The sequence below is a fragment of the Cellulomonas endometrii genome (assembly GCF_949769265.1).
Classification (GTDB): Bacteria; Actinomycetota; Actinomycetes; order Actinomycetales; family Cellulomonadaceae; genus Cellulomonas; species Cellulomonas endometrii.
In genome coordinates this window covers 86,208-106,395 of the sequence record NZ_CATKPC010000005.1, presented here as the reverse complement: position 1 = coordinate 106,395, position 20,188 = coordinate 86,208, and the positions used below count along the sequence as shown (strand labels likewise).

At 76.0% G+C, this 20,188-nt stretch carries 20 protein-coding genes; 4 read left to right on the top strand and 16 right to left on the bottom strand.

The genetic code is table 11. The features are described from left to right. Window positions 1–6 precede the first annotated feature (6 nt). Window positions 7–1,632 carry an endo-1,4-beta-xylanase gene (locus tag QNH85_RS07650; protein WP_282945598.1) on the top strand — a complete coding sequence of 542 codons (1,626 nt, stop codon included), beginning with the start codon at window positions 7–9 and terminating at the stop codon, window positions 1,630–1,632. Between the two features lie 3 nt (window positions 1,633–1,635). Here the strand turns inward: QNH85_RS07650 and QNH85_RS07645 are convergent, their stop codons facing one another. Together QNH85_RS07645 and QNH85_RS07640 are read right to left on the bottom strand one after the other, a co-directional pair. Then, window positions 1,636–3,270 (bottom strand): SpoIIE family protein phosphatase, encoded by a 1,635-nt coding sequence (locus QNH85_RS07645; RefSeq protein ID WP_282945597.1) that lies wholly within the window; start codon window positions 3,268–3,270, stop codon window positions 1,636–1,638. Window positions 3,271–3,287: 17 nt separating this feature from the next. Then, a complete protein-coding gene (locus QNH85_RS07640) occupies window positions 3,288–4,175 on the bottom strand; it encodes an EamA family transporter (protein WP_282945596.1) in 888 nt (295 codons plus the stop codon). A 228-nt stretch (window positions 4,176–4,403) separates the two neighbouring features. Between QNH85_RS07640 and QNH85_RS07635 the strand changes: the two genes are divergently transcribed. Then, complete coding sequence (locus QNH85_RS07635) at window positions 4,404–4,901, top strand: MarR family winged helix-turn-helix transcriptional regulator (protein WP_282945595.1); 498 nt, start codon at window positions 4,404–4,406, stop codon at window positions 4,899–4,901. A gap of 25 nt (window positions 4,902–4,926) precedes the next feature. Here the strand turns inward: QNH85_RS07635 and QNH85_RS07630 are convergent, their stop codons facing one another. Together QNH85_RS07630 and QNH85_RS07625 are read right to left on the bottom strand one after the other, a co-directional pair. After that, on the bottom strand, window positions 4,927–5,307 hold the full coding sequence (locus QNH85_RS07630; RefSeq protein WP_282945594.1) for a VOC family protein: 381 nt from the start codon (window positions 5,305–5,307) through the stop codon (window positions 4,927–4,929). A gap of 46 nt (window positions 5,308–5,353) precedes the next feature. After that, the gene (locus tag QNH85_RS07625; protein WP_282945593.1) at window positions 5,354–6,247 is read right to left on the bottom strand and encodes an LLM class F420-dependent oxidoreductase; all 894 of its coding nucleotides are present in this window, start codon (window positions 6,245–6,247) and stop codon (window positions 5,354–5,356) included. A gap of 255 nt (window positions 6,248–6,502) precedes the next feature. Here QNH85_RS07625 and QNH85_RS07620 point away from each other — a divergent pair, with 255 nt between their 5' ends. Beyond that, window positions 6,503–6,820, top strand: coding sequence for a helix-turn-helix domain-containing protein (locus QNH85_RS07620; protein WP_282945592.1), 318 nt, complete (start codon window positions 6,503–6,505; stop codon window positions 6,818–6,820). Window positions 6,821–6,823: 3 nt separating this feature from the next. On the opposite strand, the gene QNH85_RS07615 is transcribed toward QNH85_RS07620, so the two are convergent. The 12 genes from QNH85_RS07615 to QNH85_RS07560 form a co-directional block, all read right to left on the bottom strand. Then, window positions 6,824–7,441, bottom strand: coding sequence for a ClpP family protease (locus QNH85_RS07615; protein ID WP_282945591.1), 618 nt, complete (start codon window positions 7,439–7,441; stop codon window positions 6,824–6,826). Continuing rightward, complete coding sequence (locus tag QNH85_RS07610) at window positions 7,441–8,073, bottom strand: ClpP family protease (protein ID WP_282945590.1); 633 nt, start codon at window positions 8,071–8,073, stop codon at window positions 7,441–7,443. Before QNH85_RS07610 ends, QNH85_RS07615 begins: the two co-directional genes overlap by 1 nt. Window positions 8,074–8,201: 128 nt before the next feature. Beyond that, on the bottom strand, window positions 8,202–9,017 hold the full coding sequence (locus tag QNH85_RS07605; protein WP_282945589.1) for a PP2C family protein-serine/threonine phosphatase: 816 nt from the start codon (window positions 9,015–9,017) through the stop codon (window positions 8,202–8,204). Between the two features lie 99 nt (window positions 9,018–9,116). Beyond that, on the bottom strand, window positions 9,117–10,310 hold the full coding sequence (locus tag QNH85_RS07600; protein ID WP_282945588.1) for an NAD(P)/FAD-dependent oxidoreductase: 1,194 nt from the start codon (window positions 10,308–10,310) through the stop codon (window positions 9,117–9,119). 90 nt (window positions 10,311–10,400) lie between these two features. Continuing rightward, window positions 10,401–11,180 (bottom strand): hypothetical protein, encoded by a 780-nt coding sequence (locus QNH85_RS07595; protein ID WP_282945587.1) that lies wholly within the window; start codon window positions 11,178–11,180, stop codon window positions 10,401–10,403. 53 nt (window positions 11,181–11,233) lie between these two features. Further along, window positions 11,234–12,445, bottom strand: coding sequence for an amidohydrolase family protein (locus QNH85_RS07590; protein WP_282945586.1), 1,212 nt, complete (start codon window positions 12,443–12,445; stop codon window positions 11,234–11,236). A gap of 51 nt (window positions 12,446–12,496) precedes the next feature. Beyond that, window positions 12,497–13,699 carry a type III PLP-dependent enzyme domain-containing protein gene (locus tag QNH85_RS07585; RefSeq protein WP_282945585.1) on the bottom strand — a complete coding sequence of 401 codons (1,203 nt, stop codon included), beginning with the start codon at window positions 13,697–13,699 and terminating at the stop codon, window positions 12,497–12,499. After that, window positions 13,696–15,309 (bottom strand): N-acyl-D-amino-acid deacylase family protein, encoded by a 1,614-nt coding sequence (locus QNH85_RS07580; RefSeq protein WP_282945584.1) that lies wholly within the window; start codon window positions 15,307–15,309, stop codon window positions 13,696–13,698. The genes QNH85_RS07585 and QNH85_RS07580 overlap by 4 nt, the downstream gene beginning before the upstream one ends. Beyond that, entirely contained in the window at window positions 15,306–16,094 is a 789-nt protein-coding gene (locus QNH85_RS07575) for an ABC transporter permease (protein WP_282945583.1), read from the bottom strand. Before QNH85_RS07575 ends, QNH85_RS07580 begins: the two co-directional genes overlap by 4 nt. Then, entirely contained in the window at window positions 16,091–16,873 is a 783-nt protein-coding gene (locus QNH85_RS07570; protein WP_282945582.1) for an ABC transporter permease, read from the bottom strand. Before QNH85_RS07570 ends, QNH85_RS07575 begins: the two co-directional genes overlap by 4 nt. After that, entirely contained in the window at window positions 16,870–17,712 is an 843-nt protein-coding gene (locus tag QNH85_RS07565) for an ABC transporter ATP-binding protein (protein WP_428830374.1), read from the bottom strand. The genes QNH85_RS07570 and QNH85_RS07565 overlap by 4 nt, the downstream gene beginning before the upstream one ends. After that, complete coding sequence (locus QNH85_RS07560) at window positions 17,709–18,782, bottom strand: ABC transporter substrate-binding protein (RefSeq protein WP_282945581.1); 1,074 nt, start codon at window positions 18,780–18,782, stop codon at window positions 17,709–17,711. Before QNH85_RS07560 ends, QNH85_RS07565 begins: the two co-directional genes overlap by 4 nt. 373 nt (window positions 18,783–19,155) lie before the next feature. Here QNH85_RS07560 and add point away from each other — a divergent pair, with 373 nt between their 5' ends. Then, on the top strand, window positions 19,156–20,187 hold the full coding sequence (gene add / locus QNH85_RS07555; protein ID WP_282945580.1) for an adenosine deaminase: 1,032 nt from the start codon (window positions 19,156–19,158) through the stop codon (window positions 20,185–20,187). Window position 20,188: the final 1 nt, after the last annotated feature.

Here is a 20,188-nt window from a genome sequence, read left to right as displayed (position 1 = left end):
CGCCGCGTGCGCCGACCCGCCGTCCTGATCGGGGCCGGAGCCCTCGTCCTCGTCCTCGTGGTGGTCCTGGTGGTGGTGCTGGTGTCCCGCGACGACCGCTCCCCCGCGCCCGAGGCCTCGCCGACCGCGTCCGTCGCGCCCGCCGCGGAGGTGACGACCGTGCTGTCCAGCGGGTTCGACGAGGACGACGAGGGCTGGGAGCCGCTCGGCGAGGGCGTCGCGGTCGCGACCGCCGAGGACGTGACGCACGCCGGTGCGGGCAGCCTGCTCGTCACCGGGCGCTCGGAGCCGTGGCACGGCGCCGCCGTCGACGTCTCCGGTGCGCTCACGCCCGGCGCGGCGCACACGATCTCCGCGTGGGTGCGCCTGGCCGACGACGGTCCCGAGGACGCCGACGTGCAGCTCACGCTCGAGGGCCGCAGCGGCGGCGAGGACCCGGTCTACGTGCACGTCGGCCGCGCGACCGCGACGTCCGACGACTGGGTGCAGGTCGCGGGCACGGCGCAGGTCCCCGAGGGCGGCGGCGCCTGGCGGCTGTACGTCGAGACGCCGGAGTCGCTGGCCGACCTGCGGCTCGACGACGTCACCGTGCAGCGCCCGACCCCCGAGGTGCAGACGGACGTCCCGGCGCTGCGCGACGTCGCCGCGTTCCCCGTGGGCGTGGCCGTGGGCCCGCAGGACCTCACCGGGCGGCCCGCCGACCTGCTGGCGCGGCACTTCGACCAGGTCACCCCCGAGAACGCGATGAAGCCCGTGACCCTGCAGCCCGAGGAGGGCACGTTCGACTTCGCGCCGATGGACGAGGTGCTGGACTTCGCCGCGGAGCACGGCCTCACGGTGCACGGGCACACGCTCGTGTGGCACCGCTCGACGCCCGACTGGTTCTTCGAGACCGCCGACGGCCGGCCGCTGACGGGCAGCGACGAGGACCGCGCGCTGCTGCTCGACCGGCTCCGGACGCACGTGCAGGCGGTGGCCGACCACCTCGAGGAGCGGTACGGCGACCAGAGCCCCGTCACCTCGTGGGACGTGGTGAACGAGGCGCTCGACCCGCAGGAGGACGACGGGCTGCGCCGCAGCCGCTGGTACGAGGTCCTGGGCCCGGAGTACGTCGGCGAGGCGTTCCGGATCGCGCGCGAGGCGTTCGGCACCGACGTGACGCTCCTGCTCAACGACTACGACACCGACGCCCCCGACCGGCGGCGCGCGCTCGTGCAGCTGGTCATGGAGCTGCAGGCGCAGGACGTGCCGGTCGACGGCGTGGGGCACCAGATGCACGTCGGGCTCGACACGTCCGTCGAGGAGGTCGCCACGACGCTCGACGCGGTGGCCGCGCTCGGGCTCCGGCAGGCCGTCACCGAGCTCGACGTCGCCGTCTCCGGCCGCGACGAGCAGCTGGACGCGACGCCGCAGGACCGCCTCGCGCAGCAGCAGGAGCAGTACCGCACGCTCGTGGCGGCGTTCGCGCAGCGCGACCTCGCGTCCGTCAGCGTCTGGGGCCTGTACGACGCCCGGTCCTGGCTGCGGTTCTGGCCGGAGGACCGTCCGTTCGAGGCCCCGCTGCTGTTCGACGACGACCTGCAGGCGAAGCCGGCGTTCTGGGGCTTCGTCGACGGGGCCGACGGCAGCTGAGGCCTACGCGCCGGGCCCCTCGACCGAGCCGGCCCGGTACACGACCAGCGCCACGTCGTCGTCGGCGCCGTTCGGGACGAGCGTGCGGAGCAGGTCGTCCGCCACCGCGGCGGTCCGGGCGGTCACGGGCTGTCCGGCCACCGCCGCCGCCAGCCGGCGGAGCGCGAGGGCGAGCGACTCCGTCCGGCGCTCGACGAGCCCGTCCGTGCAGACGACCAGCAGGTCGCCGTCCGACAGCGCCTCGACCGCCTCGGGGTGCGGCTTGTCGCTGATCGCGAGCGCCGCCCCGCGACCGCCCTGCAGCAGGACCGTGCCGGCGCCCGCGCGCTGCAGGACCGGTGGCAGGTGCCCGGCGAGGGAGTACGTGAGGGTGTGCTGGACCTCGTCGACGATGCCGCAGAACACCGTCGTGCACTCCGCGCCGGGCAGGGTGCGGGCGAAGCGGTCGAGGCCGTCGAGCACCGCCCCCGGGCCCCGGCCGTCGAGCAGCAGCGAGCGGGCCGCCGCGCGCAGCTGACCCATCCGCGCGGCGGCGTCGAGCCCGTGGCCGACGCAGTCGCCGACCACCAGCGCCCGCGTGCCCGGGGCGAGCTCGAGCACGTCGTACCAGTCGCCGCCCACCGCGAGGTCGCCCACCGCCGGGACGTAGCGCGCGACGACCCCCGGCAGCACCGACCCGCCCGGGACGATCGCCGCCTGCAGCGTGTCGCTGACGTGCCGGAGCTCGCCGACCTCCCTCAGGTGGCGCAGCGTGCCGCTCACCGCCGCACCCACCGCGGAGGCGACGAGGCGGAAGAACGCCCGGTAGGCGTCGTCCCACGGGCGACGACTGCCCGCCGCCAGCACGAGGACCCCGCTCGCCGCCGGGTCGCCCGCCGCGAGCAGCGGCACGGCGAGGGCGCGACCGCGCTCCTCCGCCGACACGGTCCGCGCCACCCGCTCGAGCACGTCCGCGGGCACGGCAGGTACGCCCGCCGCCCCCGTCGTCCCGGCCAGGGTGAGCGCGCCGCCGCCGTCGAGCAGGTGCAGCTCGGCCGCCACCACGTCGGGGGCGTCCCGCAGCAGTCCCATGGTCGCGGCGGCGAGCCCCTCGACGTCGCCGTGGGCAGCCGTGAGCCGGACCGACAGGTCGCCGAGCAGCCGCATGCGCCGGCGCTCCACGACCTGCTCCGTCGTCTCCGTCGCGATGTCGAGGAGACCGCGGACCACGTCGGAGGAGTCACGCAGCGGGGAGTACGAGTAGGTGAAGAACGTGTCCTCGTCGTACCCGGACCGGTTCACCAGGAGGTGCTGGTCCACGGACCACGTCGGCTCGCCGTCCCGCAGGACGCGCTCGACCGACGGCGCCAGGTCGTCCCAGATCTCCTTCCACACCTCGGCCAGCGCGCCGCCCATCGCGCCGGGGTGCTTGTCGGAGCCGAGCATGTCCCGGTAGCCGTCGTTGTAGATCATGGTGAGGTCCGGGCCCCAGGTGACGAGCACCGGGAAGCGCGTGGTGAAGCACATCTCGACGGCGACCCGCAGCGCGGGCGGCCAGGTGCTGGGCGGGCCGAGGGGGGTCGCCGCCCAGTCCGTCTCCCGCGCGAGCGCGCCGCACGCAGTACCCGCGGTGACGCGTCGGAACCAGGGTGACCTCACCGCGCTGACAGTACGCGTCAGCGCCCCGCGCGTCGTCCCCCGGCGCCCGGCGCGCCGGACCGCGGCGCACCGGACCTCGGCGCACCGGACCTCGGCGAGCCGGACCGCTGCGCCACGACCAGCGCGGCGAGCGCCAGGCCCGCTCCGGCGAGCTGCCACCCGTTCAGCGCCTGGTCGAGCACCAGCCAGCCGAGCACGGCGGCCACCACCGGGCTGAGCAGTCCCAGGAACGACACGCGCGCCGCCGGCAGCCGCTGCACCCCGCGGAACCACAGCGCGTACGCCAGCGCGGTCCCGACCAGCCCGAGGTAGACGATCCCACCCAGCGCCGCGCCGTCCAGCTCGCGCGGCACCCCCTCGACCAGGAGCACGACGGGCACGAGCAGCAGCCCGCCCGCCGTGAGCTGCCAGCCCGTGAACGCGAGCAGCGGCACGGGTCGTCCCCAGCGCGCGGTCAGCACCACGCCGAGGGCCATCGCCGCCGCGCCGCCGAGCCCGGCGACGACACCGACCGCGTCCAGCTGCGCCGTCGCCCGCAGCACGAGCAGCGCGACACCGGCGACGCCCGCGATCCCCGCGACCACCGTCCCCGCACGGACCCGCTGCCCGAGCAGCAGCGACCCCAGCCCCGCCACGAGCAGCGGCTGCACCGCGCCGAGCGTCGCCGCCACCCCGCCCGGCAGCCGGTAGGCCGCCACGAACAGCAGCGCGAAGAACAGCCCGATGTTCAGCGCACCGAGCACCGCCGCACGCCACCACCACCCGCCGGACGGCAGGCGCCGCGTCAGCAGCAGGAGCAGCAGCCCGGCCGGCAGCGCCCGCAGCGCGCCGGCGAGCAGCGGCCGCCCCTCGGGCAGCAGCTCCGTGGTGACGAGGTACGTCGTGCCCCACACCGCCGGTGCCACCGCGGTGGTCAGCGTGAGGAGGAGACCGGCGCGCGCGTCTGCCCCGGCCGCGGGGCTGCTCGCCGCCGCTCCCCCCGCCGGAGCGGTCCGGAGCCGACCCGCGGTCCCGGGCCCGGCGGCCGTACCGCGCGCACCGTCCATGTCGCCCATCTCCCCGATCCGATTGCTTAGCGTCTAAGATACTCGCAAGCAAGCGACCGTCAAGGGGGCTCGTGGCAGGATGGGCGCGTGGGCGACAGCGACGGCGTGGACCGGATCCTCGAGCAGTGGGCGCGCGAGCGCCCCGACCTCGACACCGAGGCGATGGGCATCTTCGGGCGGATCTTCCGGCTGGCCCGCGCGGGCGGCGACGCGACGGCGGCCGCGTACGCGCGCTCGCACCTGACCCGCGCGGACTTCGACGTCCTCGCGACGCTGCGCCGCTCCGGCCCGGAGGGGTCGCTCTCCCCCTCGGCGCTGTCCGCGACGCTGATGCTGACGTCCGGCGGCATGACGCAGCGGCTCGACCGGCTCGAGCGGGCCGGGCTCGTGCGCCGCAGCCCGGACCCGGCCGACCGGCGGGCGCTGCGCATCACGCTCAGCGACCGCGGCACCGACGTGGTGGACGAGGCGGTCGCGGCCGGGCTGGCGGCCGAGCAGCGCCTGCTCGCGTCGATCCCCCCGCAGCGCCGGCGGGAGATCGACGCGATGCTCCGGGAGCTGCTCGCGGCGGTCGACGCGTCCTGACCCCGCCCGCCGGCCGCCGCGCGGGTCAGCCGTCGCGGTACAGGCAGAACGGGTGCCCCACGGGGTCGACGAGCACCCGCAGCGAGGCCTGCGGCTGGTGCTCGGCCAGCCGCGCCCCGAGCCGGACGGCGTCCGCGACGGCCTCCTCCAGCTGCTCGACCTCGACGTCCAGGTGCAGCATCATCTGCGGAGCGCCGGCCTCGGCCGGCCACACCGGCGGCACGTACCCGGGGTTGCGCTGCACGGCCAGGTACGCGACGCCCGACGGGGCGGCGACGACCGCGTGGTCCGGGTCGTCGCCGACCACCTGCCAGCCGAGAACCGCGGCGTAGAACTCCGCCAGCGCCGCGGGGTCCGGGGCGTCGATCACCACGCCCCACCAGCCGTCCCGCGCACGCCCCCGCATCTGCCCATCGTGGGCGCCACGGGCCGATGCGGCACGTCGGGCGCGGTCAGCGCGCCCCGAGCTCGGCGAGCCGCGGCACCGCGGGGGCGACGTGGTCCCGGACCCAGGCGGCCGAGGGCGTGGCCGGCGGGCGCAGGATCACCGACTCCACACCGAGCTCGGCGTACGGCCGGGCCGCCTCGACGAACCCGTCGACGTCGCCCGTCAGCAGCTGGTCGCCTCCCATGAGCAGGGTCACGCGGATGTCGGCGTAGTCGCGCCCGACCGTGTCGCAGTGGCCGCGCAGCACGTCCAGCTTGTGCGCGACCTCGTCGGGCGTGGTCTCGAAGAGGTTGCACGCGTCCCCGTACTGCGCGACCAGCCGCAGCGTCTTGCGCTCGCCGGACCCGCCGACCAGGATCTCCGGGCCGCGCCCGGGACGGCTGAGCGGCAGCGGCGAGCACAGCGTCTCGGCGAGCTGGTAGTGCACGCCCTCGAACGGACCGTCGGCACCGGGCGTCCACATCTGCCGGCAGATCTGCAGGGCCTCCTCCAGCCGCTCGAACCGCTCCGCGAGCGCCGGGTACGGCACCCCGAGCGCCCGGTGCTCCTTCTCGTACCAGGCGGCGCCGATGCCGAGCGTCGCGCGCCCGGCCGACAGCACGTCGAGCGTGGCGACGATCTTGGCCAGGAGGCCCGGGTGCCGGTACGTGACGCCGGTGACGAGCGCACCGAGCTGCACGGTCTCCGTGCGCGCCGCGAGGAACCCGAGGGTCGTGTACGCCTCGAGCATCGGGTCGCTCGCCGGGAAACCCGCCGGCTCCATCTGGAAGAAGTGGTCCATCACGGACAGCCAGGACAGGCCCGCGTCCTCCGCGGCCTCCGCGGTGTCGGCGAGCTCCTGACGCAGGTGGGCGGGCTCGACCGGGTCGAACCGCATGAGATGGGCACCGAGACGCATGGCTGCTCCTCCGACGGCGGTGGGATCGCCGCCCGGGGCCCGCGCGGCACGGCCGACGATGCCCCTTGGAGCGCGCTCGAAGTCAAGCGTCTGCTCAGGGCAGAACGCCGGTGCGGGTGGCGCCCCGGGGCGCGGGGATAGCGTGACGGGAGCCGAGGAGGTCTCATGTCACCGGCGCAGCCGCAGTCCCCCGGCCCGCCGCCCGCGCGCCCCCCCCGCCCCCCCCCCCCCGCCCGCCCCCCCCCGCCCCTGCGCGTGCTGGTCGGCGCCATCCTGCGCCGGCACCGCGAGCGCCAGGGCCGCACCCTGCGGGACGTGGCGGAGGACGCCCGGGTCTCCGTGCCGTACCTGTCCGAGATCGAGCGCGGCCGCAAGGAGGCGTCGTCCGAGGTGCTGGGGGCCGTGTGCCGGGCGCTCGGGCTCGGGCTCGTCGACCTGGTCGGCGAGGCGCACGCGCACCTCGCACGGGCGCAGGGCCGGGTGGTCCTCGACCTCGCGGCGGCCCCCGCCCCGACCCCGGACCGCGCCGACGGCGCGCGGCTGTCCCGGAGCGAGGTCCGCCTCGCGGCCTGACGCTCACGCCGCGGCCGGCGCCTCCGGCCGCTTGATCGTCGTGACCACCGTGTCCGCGATGCCGTAGGCCACGGCCTGCTGCGCCGTGAGCACCAGGTCGCGGTCGGTGTCGGCGCGCAGCTGCTCGGGGCTGCGGCCGGTGTGCGCGGCGAGGATCTCGTCGACCTGCGCCCGCAGCCGCAGGATCTCCGCGGCCTGGAGCTCCAGGTCGGCTGCGGTGCCCTGCGCGCCGCCCGACGGCTGGTGCAGCAGCACCCGGGCGTGCTCCAGGACGTGCCGCTGGCCCGCCGTGCCCGCCGCGAGCAGCACCGCCGCGGCGGACGCGGCCTGGCCCAGGCAGAACGTCGCGACGTCCGGGCGGATGTACCGCATCGTGTCGTAGATCGCGAGCAGCGCGGTCACCGAGCCGCCGGGCGAGTTCAGGTACAGGTGGATCGGCTTGTCGGGGTCCTCCTGCTGCAGGTGCAGCAGCTGCGCGATCACGACGTTCGCGACGCCGTCGTCGATCTCCGTGCCGATGAACACGATCCGGTCGCTCAGCAGCCGGGAGAACACATCGGACGCGCGCTCGCCGTTCGGCCGCTGCTCGACGACCACCGGGACGGTGTACTGGCCGGCCATCACAGGCCCGCCCGCCGCTGCGACGCGTCGGGGCGCACGTCGTCCAGGTGCTCCACCACCCGGTCGACGAACCCGTACGCGAGGGCCTCCTGCGCGGTGAACCACCGGTCCCGGTCGGAGTCGCGCTCGATCGTCTCGACGCTCTGGCCGGTGTGCTCGGCGATCAGCTGCTGCATGGTGCGCTTGGTGTGCGCCATGTTCTGCGCCTGGATCGCGATGTCCACCGCGGTGCCGCCGATGCCGCCGGACGGCTGGTGCATGAGCACCCGGGCGTGCGCCATGACGTTCCGCTTGCCGGGCGTGCCCGCGCTGAGCAGGAACTGACCCGCGCTGGCGGCCAGCCCCATGGCGAGGGTCGCGACGTCGTTGGGGATCAGGCGCATCGTGTCGTACATCGCCAGGGCGGCGCTGACCGAGCCGCCCGGCGAGTTGATGTACAGCGCGATGTCGCGGCGCGGGTCCTCCGCGGACAGCAGCAGCAGCTGGGCGCAGACGCGGTTCGCGACAGCGTCGTCGACCTCCTGGCCGAGCACGACGATGCGCTGGTGCAGCAGGCGCGCCGCCAGGTCGTCGTCGAACGGCCGGGCGACGGGCGGCGCCGCGGTGCGGGCGGTGGGTGACGGGAACGGCACGGGGACCTCCTGGGGTGGGCTGGTCCCTGCACGCTCGCACCGCGGGCGGCGGCGGACGCCGTCCGGTCTGCCCTCGGCAGATCTGCGCCGGGCAGACGGGACGCCGGGCAGACGGGACGCCGGGCCGCTCAGGCCGTCGGGTCCAGCACCACCCCGCGCGAGGCGTCCGCGGCGGCGCCGGCCAGCCGGGCCTCCCGGCTCGACGCGGACGCCTCGGCGACGACGACGTCCGCGACCACCACGCTCACGTTGTCCCACGCGTCCGCGTCCATCGCGGCCTCGACCAGCGCGTCGGCGGCGCCGTCCGGACCGTCCGCCGAGCCGAGCAGCTCGAGCACGCGGTCCTCCGGCAGGTAGTCGGTGAGCCCGTCGGTCGCCATCAGCCAGCGGTCGCCCGGCCGGGCGTCGACCTCCAGCACCGTGACGTGCGCCGGGTCGGCGGTGTCGCCGGCGAGGCAGTGCAGGATCACGTTGCGGCGGGGGTGCTGCGGGGCCTCCGCCGGGTCGATCACCCCGGCCTCCAGGAGCAGCTGGACGAGGGAGTCGTCGCGCGTGACCCGCCGCGCGTCGCCGTCCCGGAGCAGGTACGCCCGCGAGTCCCCGATGTGCACGACCCGGACGGCGTCGGCGCCGCAGAACACGCCGGTGAAGGTCGTGGCCATGCCCTCGAGCTCCGGCTCCCGGCGCACCCTGCGGGCGAGGTCCGCGTTCGCGACCGCCACGGCGGCGCGCAGCTCGTCGACCCCGAGCGCCGGCCCGTCCGCCGCGGCCAGCGCCGCCGTCACGCGGTGCGCCACCGTCCAGGACGCCACGTCGCCGCCCGCGTGCCCGCCCACGCCGTCGGCGACGAAGGCGAACGCCGGGGCGGCACCCGCCGAGTCCTCGTTGCGCGACCGGTGCGGGCCCGCGACGGAGCGCACGGCGGTGACGAGCGACAGCGGCATGCGGCACCTCCGGGGGGTCGGGTACCTCGTGCACCCACGATGCCACGACCTCACCCGTCCGGCAGATCGCCCGGACGGGTGCGCGGCCCGCCGGGCGGCTCAGCGGATCAGGCCGCGCAGGGCCTCCGGCCGGACGTCCCGCTGGTGGTCGACCACCTCGCGCGCCCTGTCGGTCGCGTCCCACACGTTCCACAGCAGCACGCCCGCCACGCGGTCCGCGTCGACGTAGTAGACGACGCCCGCGCCGAAGTCGTCCTCGTGCCAGTCCTCGACCGTCGTCAGCGACGCGTCGAGAGTCCCGACCGCCTCGTACCCGGCGTCGAACAGGTCCGAGTAGAAGAACGGCGTGTGGTCGTACGCCTCCCCCGCCCCGGCCAGGTTCCGGCCGGCCTGCCGGCCCATCGAGGTCGCGTTGTCCACGTGCTCGACGCGCCGCCGCCCGAGGATGCGGTCCGGGTACCGGGCGACGTCCCCGGCGGCCCACACGTGCGGGTCGGACGTGCGCAGCTGCTCGTCCACGACGACGCCGTCGTCGACGTCCAGGCCGGCGGCGCGCGCCACGTCGGTCTCGACGACGATGCCCGTGCCGAGCACCACCCCGTCCGCCGCGACCTCCCGGCCGTCGGTGAGCGCGACCGTGACGCCGTCCACCCCCGACACCGTGGACGCCACCCGGGACCCGCGCAGCAGCGTCACCCCGGCGTCCTCGTACACCCGGTCCAGGTGCCGCGCGAGCCCGCCCGGGAACGACGCCGACGTGAGGGTGTCCTGCGGCAGCACCAGGGTGACGCGGGTGTCGTTCCGCACGAGCGCCGCGGCGAGCTCCGTCCCGATGTAGCCGCCGCCGACCACGACCACGTGCCGCCCACCGCCCGCGAGGTCGCGCAGCCGCTCGTAGTCGCGGACGGTGCGGTAGTAGATGACCCGGCCGGAGTCGTCCACCCCGTCGACGTGGCGCGGTCGGCCGCCGGTCGCCAGCAGCAGGGCGCCGTAGCGGAGCGTCACGCCGGCGTCGGTCGTGACGGTGCGGGCCGCGCGGTCGATCCCGACGACCGACTCGCCGAGGACCATGTCGGCCCCCGTGTCCTCGCCCGTGCGCAGCCACACCTGGTCGAAGGCGAACCCCGGGTCGTTCCACAGGTCCTTCGTCAGGGCCGGGCGGGTCACGGGCGCCGTGGGCTCCCGGCCGACCACCGCGATGGTCCCGTCCGCGTCGACCTCGCGGATCCCCCGCGCGGCCGCGTCGCCCGCCATGCCGGCCCCGACGATCACGTAGTCGTAGCTGTCCCGCACCGTGCCCACCCTCTTCCCGAGCGCCACCGTCCTGCCCCCAGCCTGGCGCGGCGGGCGGCGGGACGCACCCCCCTCGGCACCGGCGTCAGGTCAGGGCAGCGGCGTGACCGTCCACGACCCGTTCGTCGACAGGGCCACGACCCCGGGCATCGGGACGTCGGCCGTCTCGCTGAACGCCACGTCGTCCCCGAACAGGAGGGAGGCCGGGCTCCCGGTGTCCTCGACCTCCACCGCGGAGAACACGCGCGCCAGGAGGTCGTCGCCCGGCCCCGCCGGGGTGTAGTCCACCCGGACCGCGCTCGCCGTGTCCCCGACGAGCAGCACCGTCGACCCGGAGCCCTGCTGGACGCCGGTCACCGGGGGCAGGTCGTTCCAGCTCTCCAGCCGCATCGTCCACGGCCCCTGCGCCTGCACGACCAGCGTCTGCTTCGGCTCGGAGTCCCGGAACACGTCGACGAGGTACGACCCGGTCAGCGGCGCCGTCCCCGCACCCCACGGGTCGCCGCGGCCTTCGGCCGTGACGACGACCTCGCCCGTGCACGCGGAGCAGTCGAGGTGGGCCACGACGCCGAACTCGCCCTCCCGCCGCACGCTCACCAGCGCGGGCCCCTCCCCGGACACGGTCGCCGCGGCGCCGTCGGCGACGGTGCCCGCGTCGAGGCGGACCGTCGGGAGCGCCGCCCCGGTGGGCGTGGGCGTCGGCGTGGGCGTCGGCGTGGGCGTCGGGGTGGGCGTGAGCGTGGAGGCGGGCGCCGAGGCCGGCGTGGTGACCGCGTCGTCGGACCCGCCCGGCCCGCACGCCGCGAGGCCCGCGGGCCCCGCGAGCAGGAGGACGGCGAGGACGGCGACGCGGAGTCTGCGGGCGGGCACGTCCGCCATCGTGCCGTGGGCTCGGGTCGCCGCGCCCGGGGAGCGGAGCCGCCTCACGCGGGCAGCGCGCCCGCGACGACCACCCCGCGCGACACCACCGCGACGATGTTCTCGACCCGCAGGGCCGACACGTCCTCCCACGGCCGCCCGCGCAGCACCACGAAGTCGCTGCCGAGCCCCGCGCGGAGCCGCCCGGTCACCGACCCCATGCGGATCGCGTCGGCGGCGTCGGAGGTGGCGGCGGCCAGCGCCCGCGCCGGCGTCCACCCGAACATCGCGGCCATCTCGCGGACCTCCTCCATCTGGTCCCCGAAGCCGACGAACTGCCCGGACGCGTCGGTCCCGAGCACGAACCGCACCCCGGCCTGCGCGGCGCGGGCGAACCCGGCGTCCCGGAGCGCGACGACGTCACGGGCCTTGGCCTGCGCCTCCGCGGAGACCGGGCGGCGGGCCTCCGCGATGATGTCGTTGATCAGCAGCGTCGGGGCGACCGGCAGGTCCCGCTCCACGAGCGCCTCGAGGTGCCGCTCCGCGATGCCGGTGCCGTGCTCGATCGAGTCGACGCCCTCCTCGAGCGCGATGTCGAGCCCCTCCGCGCTGTGCGTGTGCGCCGCGACGAGCATCCCCAGCGCGTGGGCCTCGTCGACGGTGGTGCGGATCTCCTCGCGCGTCTGGTTCCGCCAGCCGACCTTGTCGCCCATGGAGAGCACGCCGCCGGAGGTGTAGATCTTCACGCCGGCGGCGCCGGAGCGGGCCCAGACCCGGACCAGCTTGCGGCACTCGTCGGGGCTGTCGGCGGTCGGCGGGCGGTGCGGGTAGTGCGGCGGCACGAACAGGTCGCCGTGCCCGGCGGTCATGCCGACCTGCCCGTGGGACAGCAGGCGCGGGCCGGCGAGGACCCCCGCGTCGAACGCGCGGCCCACCGCGAGCTGCACCGAGTCGGCGGCCAGGTCGCGGAGCGTGGTCACGCCCGCGCGGGCGCACCGCAGGGCGTTGGCCGCGACGTGCAGGGACCGCTCCTCCGGCGGGGTGAGGATCGGCCACGCGGACGGGTCCGCCGCCGGCGCGCCCGCGGGGTAGCCGAGGTGCACGTGCGTGTCGACCAGGCCGGGGATCACGCTGAGCCCGTCGTGCCGGACCGGAGCCGGGTCGACCGCGACGATGCGGTCGCCGGACCACGTCAGCCGCGCGGGCCCGACCTCCTGCTCGCCGTCCCAGAGCGGGATGCCGTCGAGGAGGCGCTCGGGCGCTGCGGTGTCGGTCATGCGGAGTCCTTCGTGAGCAGGGGCGGAGGGCGTGTGCGGACGGGAGCGCGGTCAGAGCGCGGGGGTGATCGACCCGACGACCCGGTCGCCGTCGACGAGCGGGATGCGCCGCCACCGGTCGAACGCGCCGCACGGGTGGCTGATCCCGAACCGCAGGACGGTCCCGGGGCGGAGCGCCGGGGCGACGCCGGGCGGCACGGAGAGGAACGCGTGGTGGTCGTTGACGCCGGTGACCTCCCAGCCCCACACGTCGAGGCCGGCGGCCTCGGACCCCACCGCCCCGAGCACGACCGGGAGCCGGTCGTCCGTGGGGGCCTCGCGGCGGCCGAAGCCGACGACCGCCCGTCCCTCCTCCGGGACGGACAGCACGCTGGCGCGCAGCTCGAACGCGGGGCGCAGGGTGCCGGTGCCGCGGTCGGCGCCGAGCGGGGACGTCCGTCGGTAGACGCCGTGGTCGTGGGTGACGTAGCAGCCGGACCGCAGCACGGTCGTGACGGGCCGGTCCCACTGCGCCGGCCCGAGCTCACGGGCGACGAGGTCGAAGTACGACGAGCCGCCCGCGGTGACCACCGGCACGCCCGCGACGAGGCCCTCGTCGGTCACCGCGGTGACGAGCGCCCGGACGCGGGCGAGCAGCTCGACGGCGCCGTCCGGGGCGCCGGGGTCGTCGCCGGCCGGCATCAGGCCCTCGAACGCGGACACGCCCGCGAGCCGCACGTGCGCGGACCCGGCCACGCGGCGCGCGAGCGCGAGCGCCGCGACGTCGTCCCGCACGCCGGTGCGGCCGCCGGGGAAGCCGAGCTCGACCAGCACCGGCAGCGGTCGGGCCGGGCGGTGCCGGGCCAGCTCCGTCTCCAGCAGGTCGAGCCCGGCGTCGCTGTCGACGTAGCAGAGGTACTCGGTCGCGGAGACCGCGGTCAGCAGGTGCGTCGCGACCCACGCGATCGCCGCGCGGTCGACCAGCACGTTCGCGTGCAGGACCCGGGCGACGCCCCACCCGGCGAGCGTCCGGACCTGCGCGGGCGTCGCGGCGGTGAAGCCCCAGGCCCCGGCGTCCGCCTGCCGGCGCACGAGCTCGCGGGACATGTGGGTCTTGGCGTGCGGGGCGAGCTGCACGCCGGCGGCGCGGCACCACTCCGCCATGACGCGGACGTTGTGGTCGACCGCCGCGTCGTGCAGCAGCATCACCGGCAGCTCGAGGGCGGCCACGGACGCGTCCACGACCGGGTCCCCGCCCACGTGCGCCCCGCTCACGCCGCCACCCCGGCCGCGGCGCGCGGCTCCGGCCGTCCCGCGCGCAGCACCCGCCCCGCGCGCACCCCGGTGAACTCCCCGTCCTCGACGACGACCACCCCGGCGAGCACCGTCCAGCGGACCCCGGTCGGTCGCACCCACGGCCGCTGCGGCGTCCCGGCGTGCCCGACCGTGGCCGGGTCCAGCACGGCGAGGTCGGCGACGGCCCCGGGCACCAGGCGCCCGCGCCCCGGCAGGCCGAGGGCGTCGGCGGTGAGCGAGGTCATCTTGCGGACCGCCTCCGGGAGGTCGAGGACGCCGAGGTCGCGGACGTACCGCCCGAGCACCGTCGGGAAGCAGCCCCAGCCGCGCTGGTGGGCGTTGCCGACCGGCACGGAGTTGTCCGAGCCGATGCCGATCAGCGGGTCCGCCAGGATCGTCCGGACGTCCGCCTCGGCCATGAGCTCGTAGACCATCATCGCGCCCGGGTCGGCGAGCACCAGGTCGCACAGCGCGTCCCAGGGGCCGATCCCGCGCTCGGCGGCGACCTGCGCGACGCTCGCGCCCAGCAGCCGGGAGTCGGTGTGCATGCTGACCAGGACGCCCTCGGGGGTGGTCTGGGTCCACGACCCGGAGCCCGGTCCGCCGGTCAGCGCGCGCTCCCGCAGCGACGCCCGGGCGGCGGGGTCGGCGAGCCGGCGGACCAGCGCGTCGCGGCCGCCCACCTGCGCCTCGGCCGGCAGCAGCGCGGTGAGGAAGCTCTCCCCCGTGGTGTACGGGTACTGGTCGCCGTGCACGTCGATGCCCTCGTCGCGCGCGGCGTGCAGCGCGGCCAGCAGCTCGGCGGCCCGCCCGTGGTTCCGGCGGCCCGCGGCCTTGCAGTGCGACAGCTGCACCCGGACGCCGGTGCGCCGGGCGACGTCGAACGTCTCGGCGAGCGAGGCGGCCAGGCCGTCGCCCTCGTCGCGCAGGTGCGTCGCGTACGGCCGGCCCCAGCGCGCCGCGACGGCGGCCAGCGCGGCGACCTCGTCGGCGCCGGCGTACACACCCGGGGCGTAGATCAGGCCGCTGGACAGCCCGAAGGCCCCGTCGGCGAACGCGGCCTCGGCGAGCGCGACCATCCGGTCCAGCGCGCCGGGCGCCAGCGGCTGGTCCATGCCGTTCGCGCTGATCCGCAGGGTGCTGTGGCCGACCAGCGACGCGACGTGGGTGGTGGGCCCGTGGCGCTCGACGGCGTCCAGGTACTCGCCGAACGTCCGCGGCCACGAGCCGACGCCGGCGGCCACGGTGCTGGAGATCGGCCGGTGCAGGTCGACCGCGCGCTCGTCCACCAGCGGGGCGGCGGAGTTGCCGCAGTTGCCGACCACCTCCGTGGTGACGCCCTGCAGCACCTTGAACGGCTGGGCCTCCGCCATGAACGGCACGACGTCGGAGTGCGTGTGCGCGTCGACGAACCCCGGCGCGACGACCAGGCCGCCGACGTCCAGCACCCGCGCGTCCCCGGCGGGCACGTCCCGGCCCACCGCGTGCACCCGGTCCCCCGCGACCGCCACGTCCGCGACGACCGGGTCCGCGCCCGTCCCGTCGACGACGGTGCCGCCGCGCAGGACGAGCGTCACGGGGCCGGTCACGACAGCCGGCCCATCCGGTCCTGCACCAGGGTGTCGGCGATGCTGACGAGGGCGTAGGCGAGCATCGTCACCGCCGCGACCGTGATCGCCGACGCCCACATCGCGTCGTACCCGAACGACCCGGCCGCCCGGGAGATCGCGCCGCCCAGCCCCTTGCCGGTGGAGAGCCACTCGGCGATCATCGCGCCGGTCACGGCCGAGGGGACGGCGATCCGGGCGGAGGCCAGCGTCGACGGCACGGCCGCGGGCAGGGCCACCTTGCGCAGCACGGTCCAGGCGGAGCCGCCGTAGGCGAGCACCAGGTCGCGGTGCTCCCCGGAGACGCTGCGCAGCCCGTACAGGATGTTCGCGAGCGCCGGCAGGAACACGACGATGATGACGATCGCGGTGACGCCGGTCTGCCCGATGCCGAAGATCAGGGTGATGAGCGGGGTCAGCACGACCAGCGGGATGGACCGCAGCACCATCGCGGTCGGCATGACGATCCGCTCCAGCACCGGCGAGACGCAGAACACCACGGCCAGCACGAACGCCGCGGCCAGGCCGACCACGTAGCCGATGCCGGCGTCGCGCAGCGTCACGACCAGGTCGGCCGCGATGGTCGCCCGGTGCTCGGCGGCGCCCTCGCCGGTGACGACGTAGTCGAGCACCTGCCACGGCCGCTTGCCGACCAGGTCGCTGACGTCGAACACCTCGAGCACCGCGACCCACACGCCGATCGCGACGACGACCGCGAGCAGCAGCGTGCCCGCGCGCCGGGCGACGAACCCCCAGGTGCCGGTCATGCGCGCCGCTCCTGCGCCCACGGGGTCACGAGCCGGCCGAGCAGCCCGACCAGCGCGTAGCCGCCGAGCGAGACCAGCCCGGCGAGGATGCTCAGCGCCCAGACCCGGTCCGGCTGGACCTGGCGCTGCGCCGCGTTGAGCGCCACGCCGATCCCCGAGTCGATGCCGCCGAGGTACTCCCCGACGACGGCGCCGAGCAGCGCTGCCGGGACTGCCACCTGCAGGGCGGTGACGATCGCCGGCAGCGCCGACATGAGCTGGACCTTGCGGATCCGCGTCCACCGGCCGCCGCCGTACGCGGCCACCAGGTCCAGCGAGCTGCGGCTGGCGGAGCGCATCCCGAGGATGGCCCCGACCAGCGTGGTGAAGAAGACGAGCAGCGCGCCGAGGAAGATCGCCGCCGCGCGGCCGCCGAAGATGACCATGACGATCGGGCCGATCGCGGTGACCGGCAGGCACGAGCTGATGACGCCGAGCTGGGTGACGACCTCCTCGAGCCGCGGCACGATCAGCACGACGGCCGCGAGCGCCAGGCCGGCGAGGTTGCCCCACAGGTAGCCCTGCGCGGCGCGGGCCAGCGTCGGGCTGACGTTGGGGCCGTAGAACGACCAGCCGTCCTCGGCCGCCGAGCGCGCGACGTCGACCGGCGACGGGAACGACGTGCTGTTCTCCAGGTTCGCGGTCATCGCCCACCACAGGGCCAGGAGCAGGAGGATGCCGACGGTGCCGCCGACCCACGGGCGGGCCAGCGCGCGGCGGGCGGGCGCGAGCACGCTCACCGCCGGGCGTCCGAGAACAGCAGCCCGGACAGGTGGTCGACGATCGCGTGGAACTCCGGGGTCCGCATCATCTCGGGCGTGCGCGGGCGCTCGAACGGGATCTCGACGAGCTCGACGATCCGGCCCGGGCGCGCGGACATCACGGCGACCACGTCGGACAGCAGCGCCGCCTCGGCGATGCCGTGCGTGACCATGAGCGTCGTCGCGGACCGCTCCGTCCAGATGCGCTGCAGCTCGAAGTTCAGGCGCTGGCGCGTCATGTCGTCGAGCGCGCCGAACGGCTCGTCGAGCAGCAGGAAGTCCGGCCGGACGGCGAGCGCCCGGGCGATGGACGCGCGCTGCCGCATGCCGCCGGACAGGTGCGCGGGCCGCGACTTCTCGAACCCGGTCAGGCCGACCAGCTCGATGAGCTCGTCGACGATGCCGTCGTCCTTGCGGCCCTGGATCTCCAGCGGCAGCCGGATGTTCTTCTGCACGGAGCGCCACGGCAGCAGGGCGGGATCCTGGAACGCGATGCCCATGCCGTCGGCGCGCCGGCCGGGCGCCACCGGGGCGCCGTTGACCGCGACGGTGCCGGCCGACGGCGTCTCGAGCCCGGCGAGGATGCGCAGGATCGTCGACTTGCCGCAGCCGGACGGGCCGAGCAGCGACAGGAACGAGCCACGGGGGGTGGACAGGCTCACGTCCTCCAGCGCGGTGACCGTGCGGCGCCCCGAGCGGAACTCCTTGTCCAGCCCGGAGATCTCGATGCCCGGGAGCACGGCGGACGTGGGCGCGCCCGCCCCCGCGGCCGAGGGAGCCGGCTGCACGGGGACGGGCGCGGACTGGGGGGACGTCACGACAGCAGGTCCGGGTTCTCGGCGTACACCTCGTCCAGGAGGGAGAGGTCGAACAGGTCCTGCGCCGCGATGTCGATGCCGGCGTAGCCGAGGGAGGCGATGGTGCCCTCCTGCAGCTCCTCGCTGACGGTGAGGATCCCGTTCGTCGCCGTCTCGTCGGTCGCGATCAGCTCCGCCTGGCGGTCGAACGCCAGCGTCGTGGCGGCCAGGTCGTACTGCTGGTCCTTGCCGTAGGTGTTCACCGTCAGGTCGACCGCGCGCTCGGGGTCGGCCAGCGCCCCCTGCCAGCCCTGCACCGTCGCGAGCAGGAACGCCTTGACGGCCTCCGGCTGCTCGTCGATCGCGTCCTGGCTGGTGACGAGCACCTCGCCGACCATCGGCAGCCCCTCGTCGGCGAGCAGGAACTCGGTCGCGTCGAACCCGGCCTGCACCAACGCGGAGGCACCCGACGTGGTGTAGCCGATGTAGCCGTCCACCTGGCCCGTCGTGAGCATCGAGGTGTCGGACAGCGGGACCGTCGTGACGTCGGCGGGGTCGATCTCGTTCGCCGCGAGGAACGCGTTCCACACCAGGGTGTTCGAGTCGGAGACCGCGATGGTCGCGCCCGCGAGGTCGTCCGGGCCCTCGATCGGCGCCGAGGCCGCGGAGATCAGCGCGAACGGGTTGCGCTGGTACGTCGACCCGATGATCTTCAGCTCCGCGCCCCCCTGGATCGCGGGAGCCGTGATGAGCGGCGAGGAGATGCCGACGAAGGCCTGCCCGGTCGCGACGGCGGCCTCCGCGCTCGTGGCGGACGACCCGCCCGCGGTCAACGTCACGTCCTCGAAGCCGGCGTCCGTGTACAGGCCGTCCTCCGCCGCGACGTACTCCCCGGCGAACTGCTGGTTCTTCAGCCAGGACAGCTGGACGCTGATCGCGTCGAAGGAGTCCTCGCCCCCGCCGGCGGCGGTCGTGCCCTCGTCGGAGGAGGAGCCGGAGCACGCGCTGAGCAGCAGGCCGGCGGCGGTCACCGCGGCGGCCAGGCCGGCGATGCGGCGCCGGGGGCGCGGGGTCGTGATGGTGCGGGTCACGTCAACCTCGATCACGTCGTGCGGCCACCCGGGGCATCGGGTGGCTGCGGTGCCAGGGGGGAGGGTGCGCCGGCGGTGCGGCGACGCCCTCCATCCCACAGGGCCCGCCGCCGCCGTCGCCATGTGGGATCCTCCGAACTCCCCCGCCCCGGACGGTGCGGTCCGTTGTGCGACCGCCCGAGCGCGTCACACGGACGTCACACGACGGGTGCGGCACCGCGGCGGCCCGGCGGATCGCCCAGGCCCGCGGCGGCGGCGCGGCGGGCGTCGTTGGTCGATCGCACGAAGATGCAGGCCGGGGCCCTGTGGTTGGCTTCCGGGACGGCGCGGGCCCCCGGTCCGCGCGACGCCGACGACGAGGGAGGAGCGGGGCATGTGGCCGACGGCCGAGCTGCACGTGCACATCGAGGGCACGCTCGACGCCGACCTCATCCGCACGCTCGCGACGCGCAACGACCTGCCCGTGCCCGAGGGCGCGGCGCGGATGGACCGCAGCGCGCCGTTCCGCGACCTGCAGGAGTTCCTCGACCTCTACTACGCGAACCTCGACGTGCTGCGCACCCGCCAGGACTTCCACGACCTCGGCGCCCGCTACCTCGACCGCGCCGCCGCCGCGGGCGTCCGGCACGCGGAGGTGTTCGTCGACCCCCAGAGCCACACCGAGCGGGGCGTGCCCGTCGCGGACGTGCTGCTCGGGCTGTCCGCCGCGCTGGCCGGCGCCCGGGACCGGCACGGCATGTCCGGCGGGCTGATCGTGTGCTTCCTGCGGCACCTCGGGCCGGACGCCGCGATGGCCGCCCTGGAGGACGTGCTGCCGTACCGCGAGCACCTGCTCGGCGTCGGGCTGGACTCCAGCGAGGTCGGGTTCCCGCCGTCGCTGTTCCGGGACGTGTACGAGCGCGCCGCCGCCGAGGGCCTGCGCCGCGTCGCGCACGCCGGCGAGGAGGGCGGTCCGGACTACGTCTGGGAGGCCCTGGACGTCCTCGGCGCGGAGCGCATCGACCACGGCAACCGGGCGCTGGAGGACGTGGAGCTGGTCGCGCACCTGCGCGAGACCCGCACGCCGCTGACCGTGTGCCCGCTGTCGAACGTCGCGCTGCGCACCGCCGGACCCGACCTGGCCGACCACCCGATCGCCGTCATGCTCGACGAGGGCCTGCGCGCGTCGGTGCACTCGGACGACCCGGCGTACTTCGGCGGGTACCTGGACGACGCGGTCCGCGCGCTGCACGCCGCCGGCACGGTCACCCAGGACGACCTCGGGGTCCTCGCGGCGAACGCGGTCGTCTCCTCGTTCCTGCCGGACGACGCGAAGGCGGCGCTGCTCGCCGAGGTCCGCGCCTACGCCGAGTCGGTCGGCGCCGCCGTGCCCCCGCTCGCGCTCGCCCCCGTCGGCGCGGCCTGAC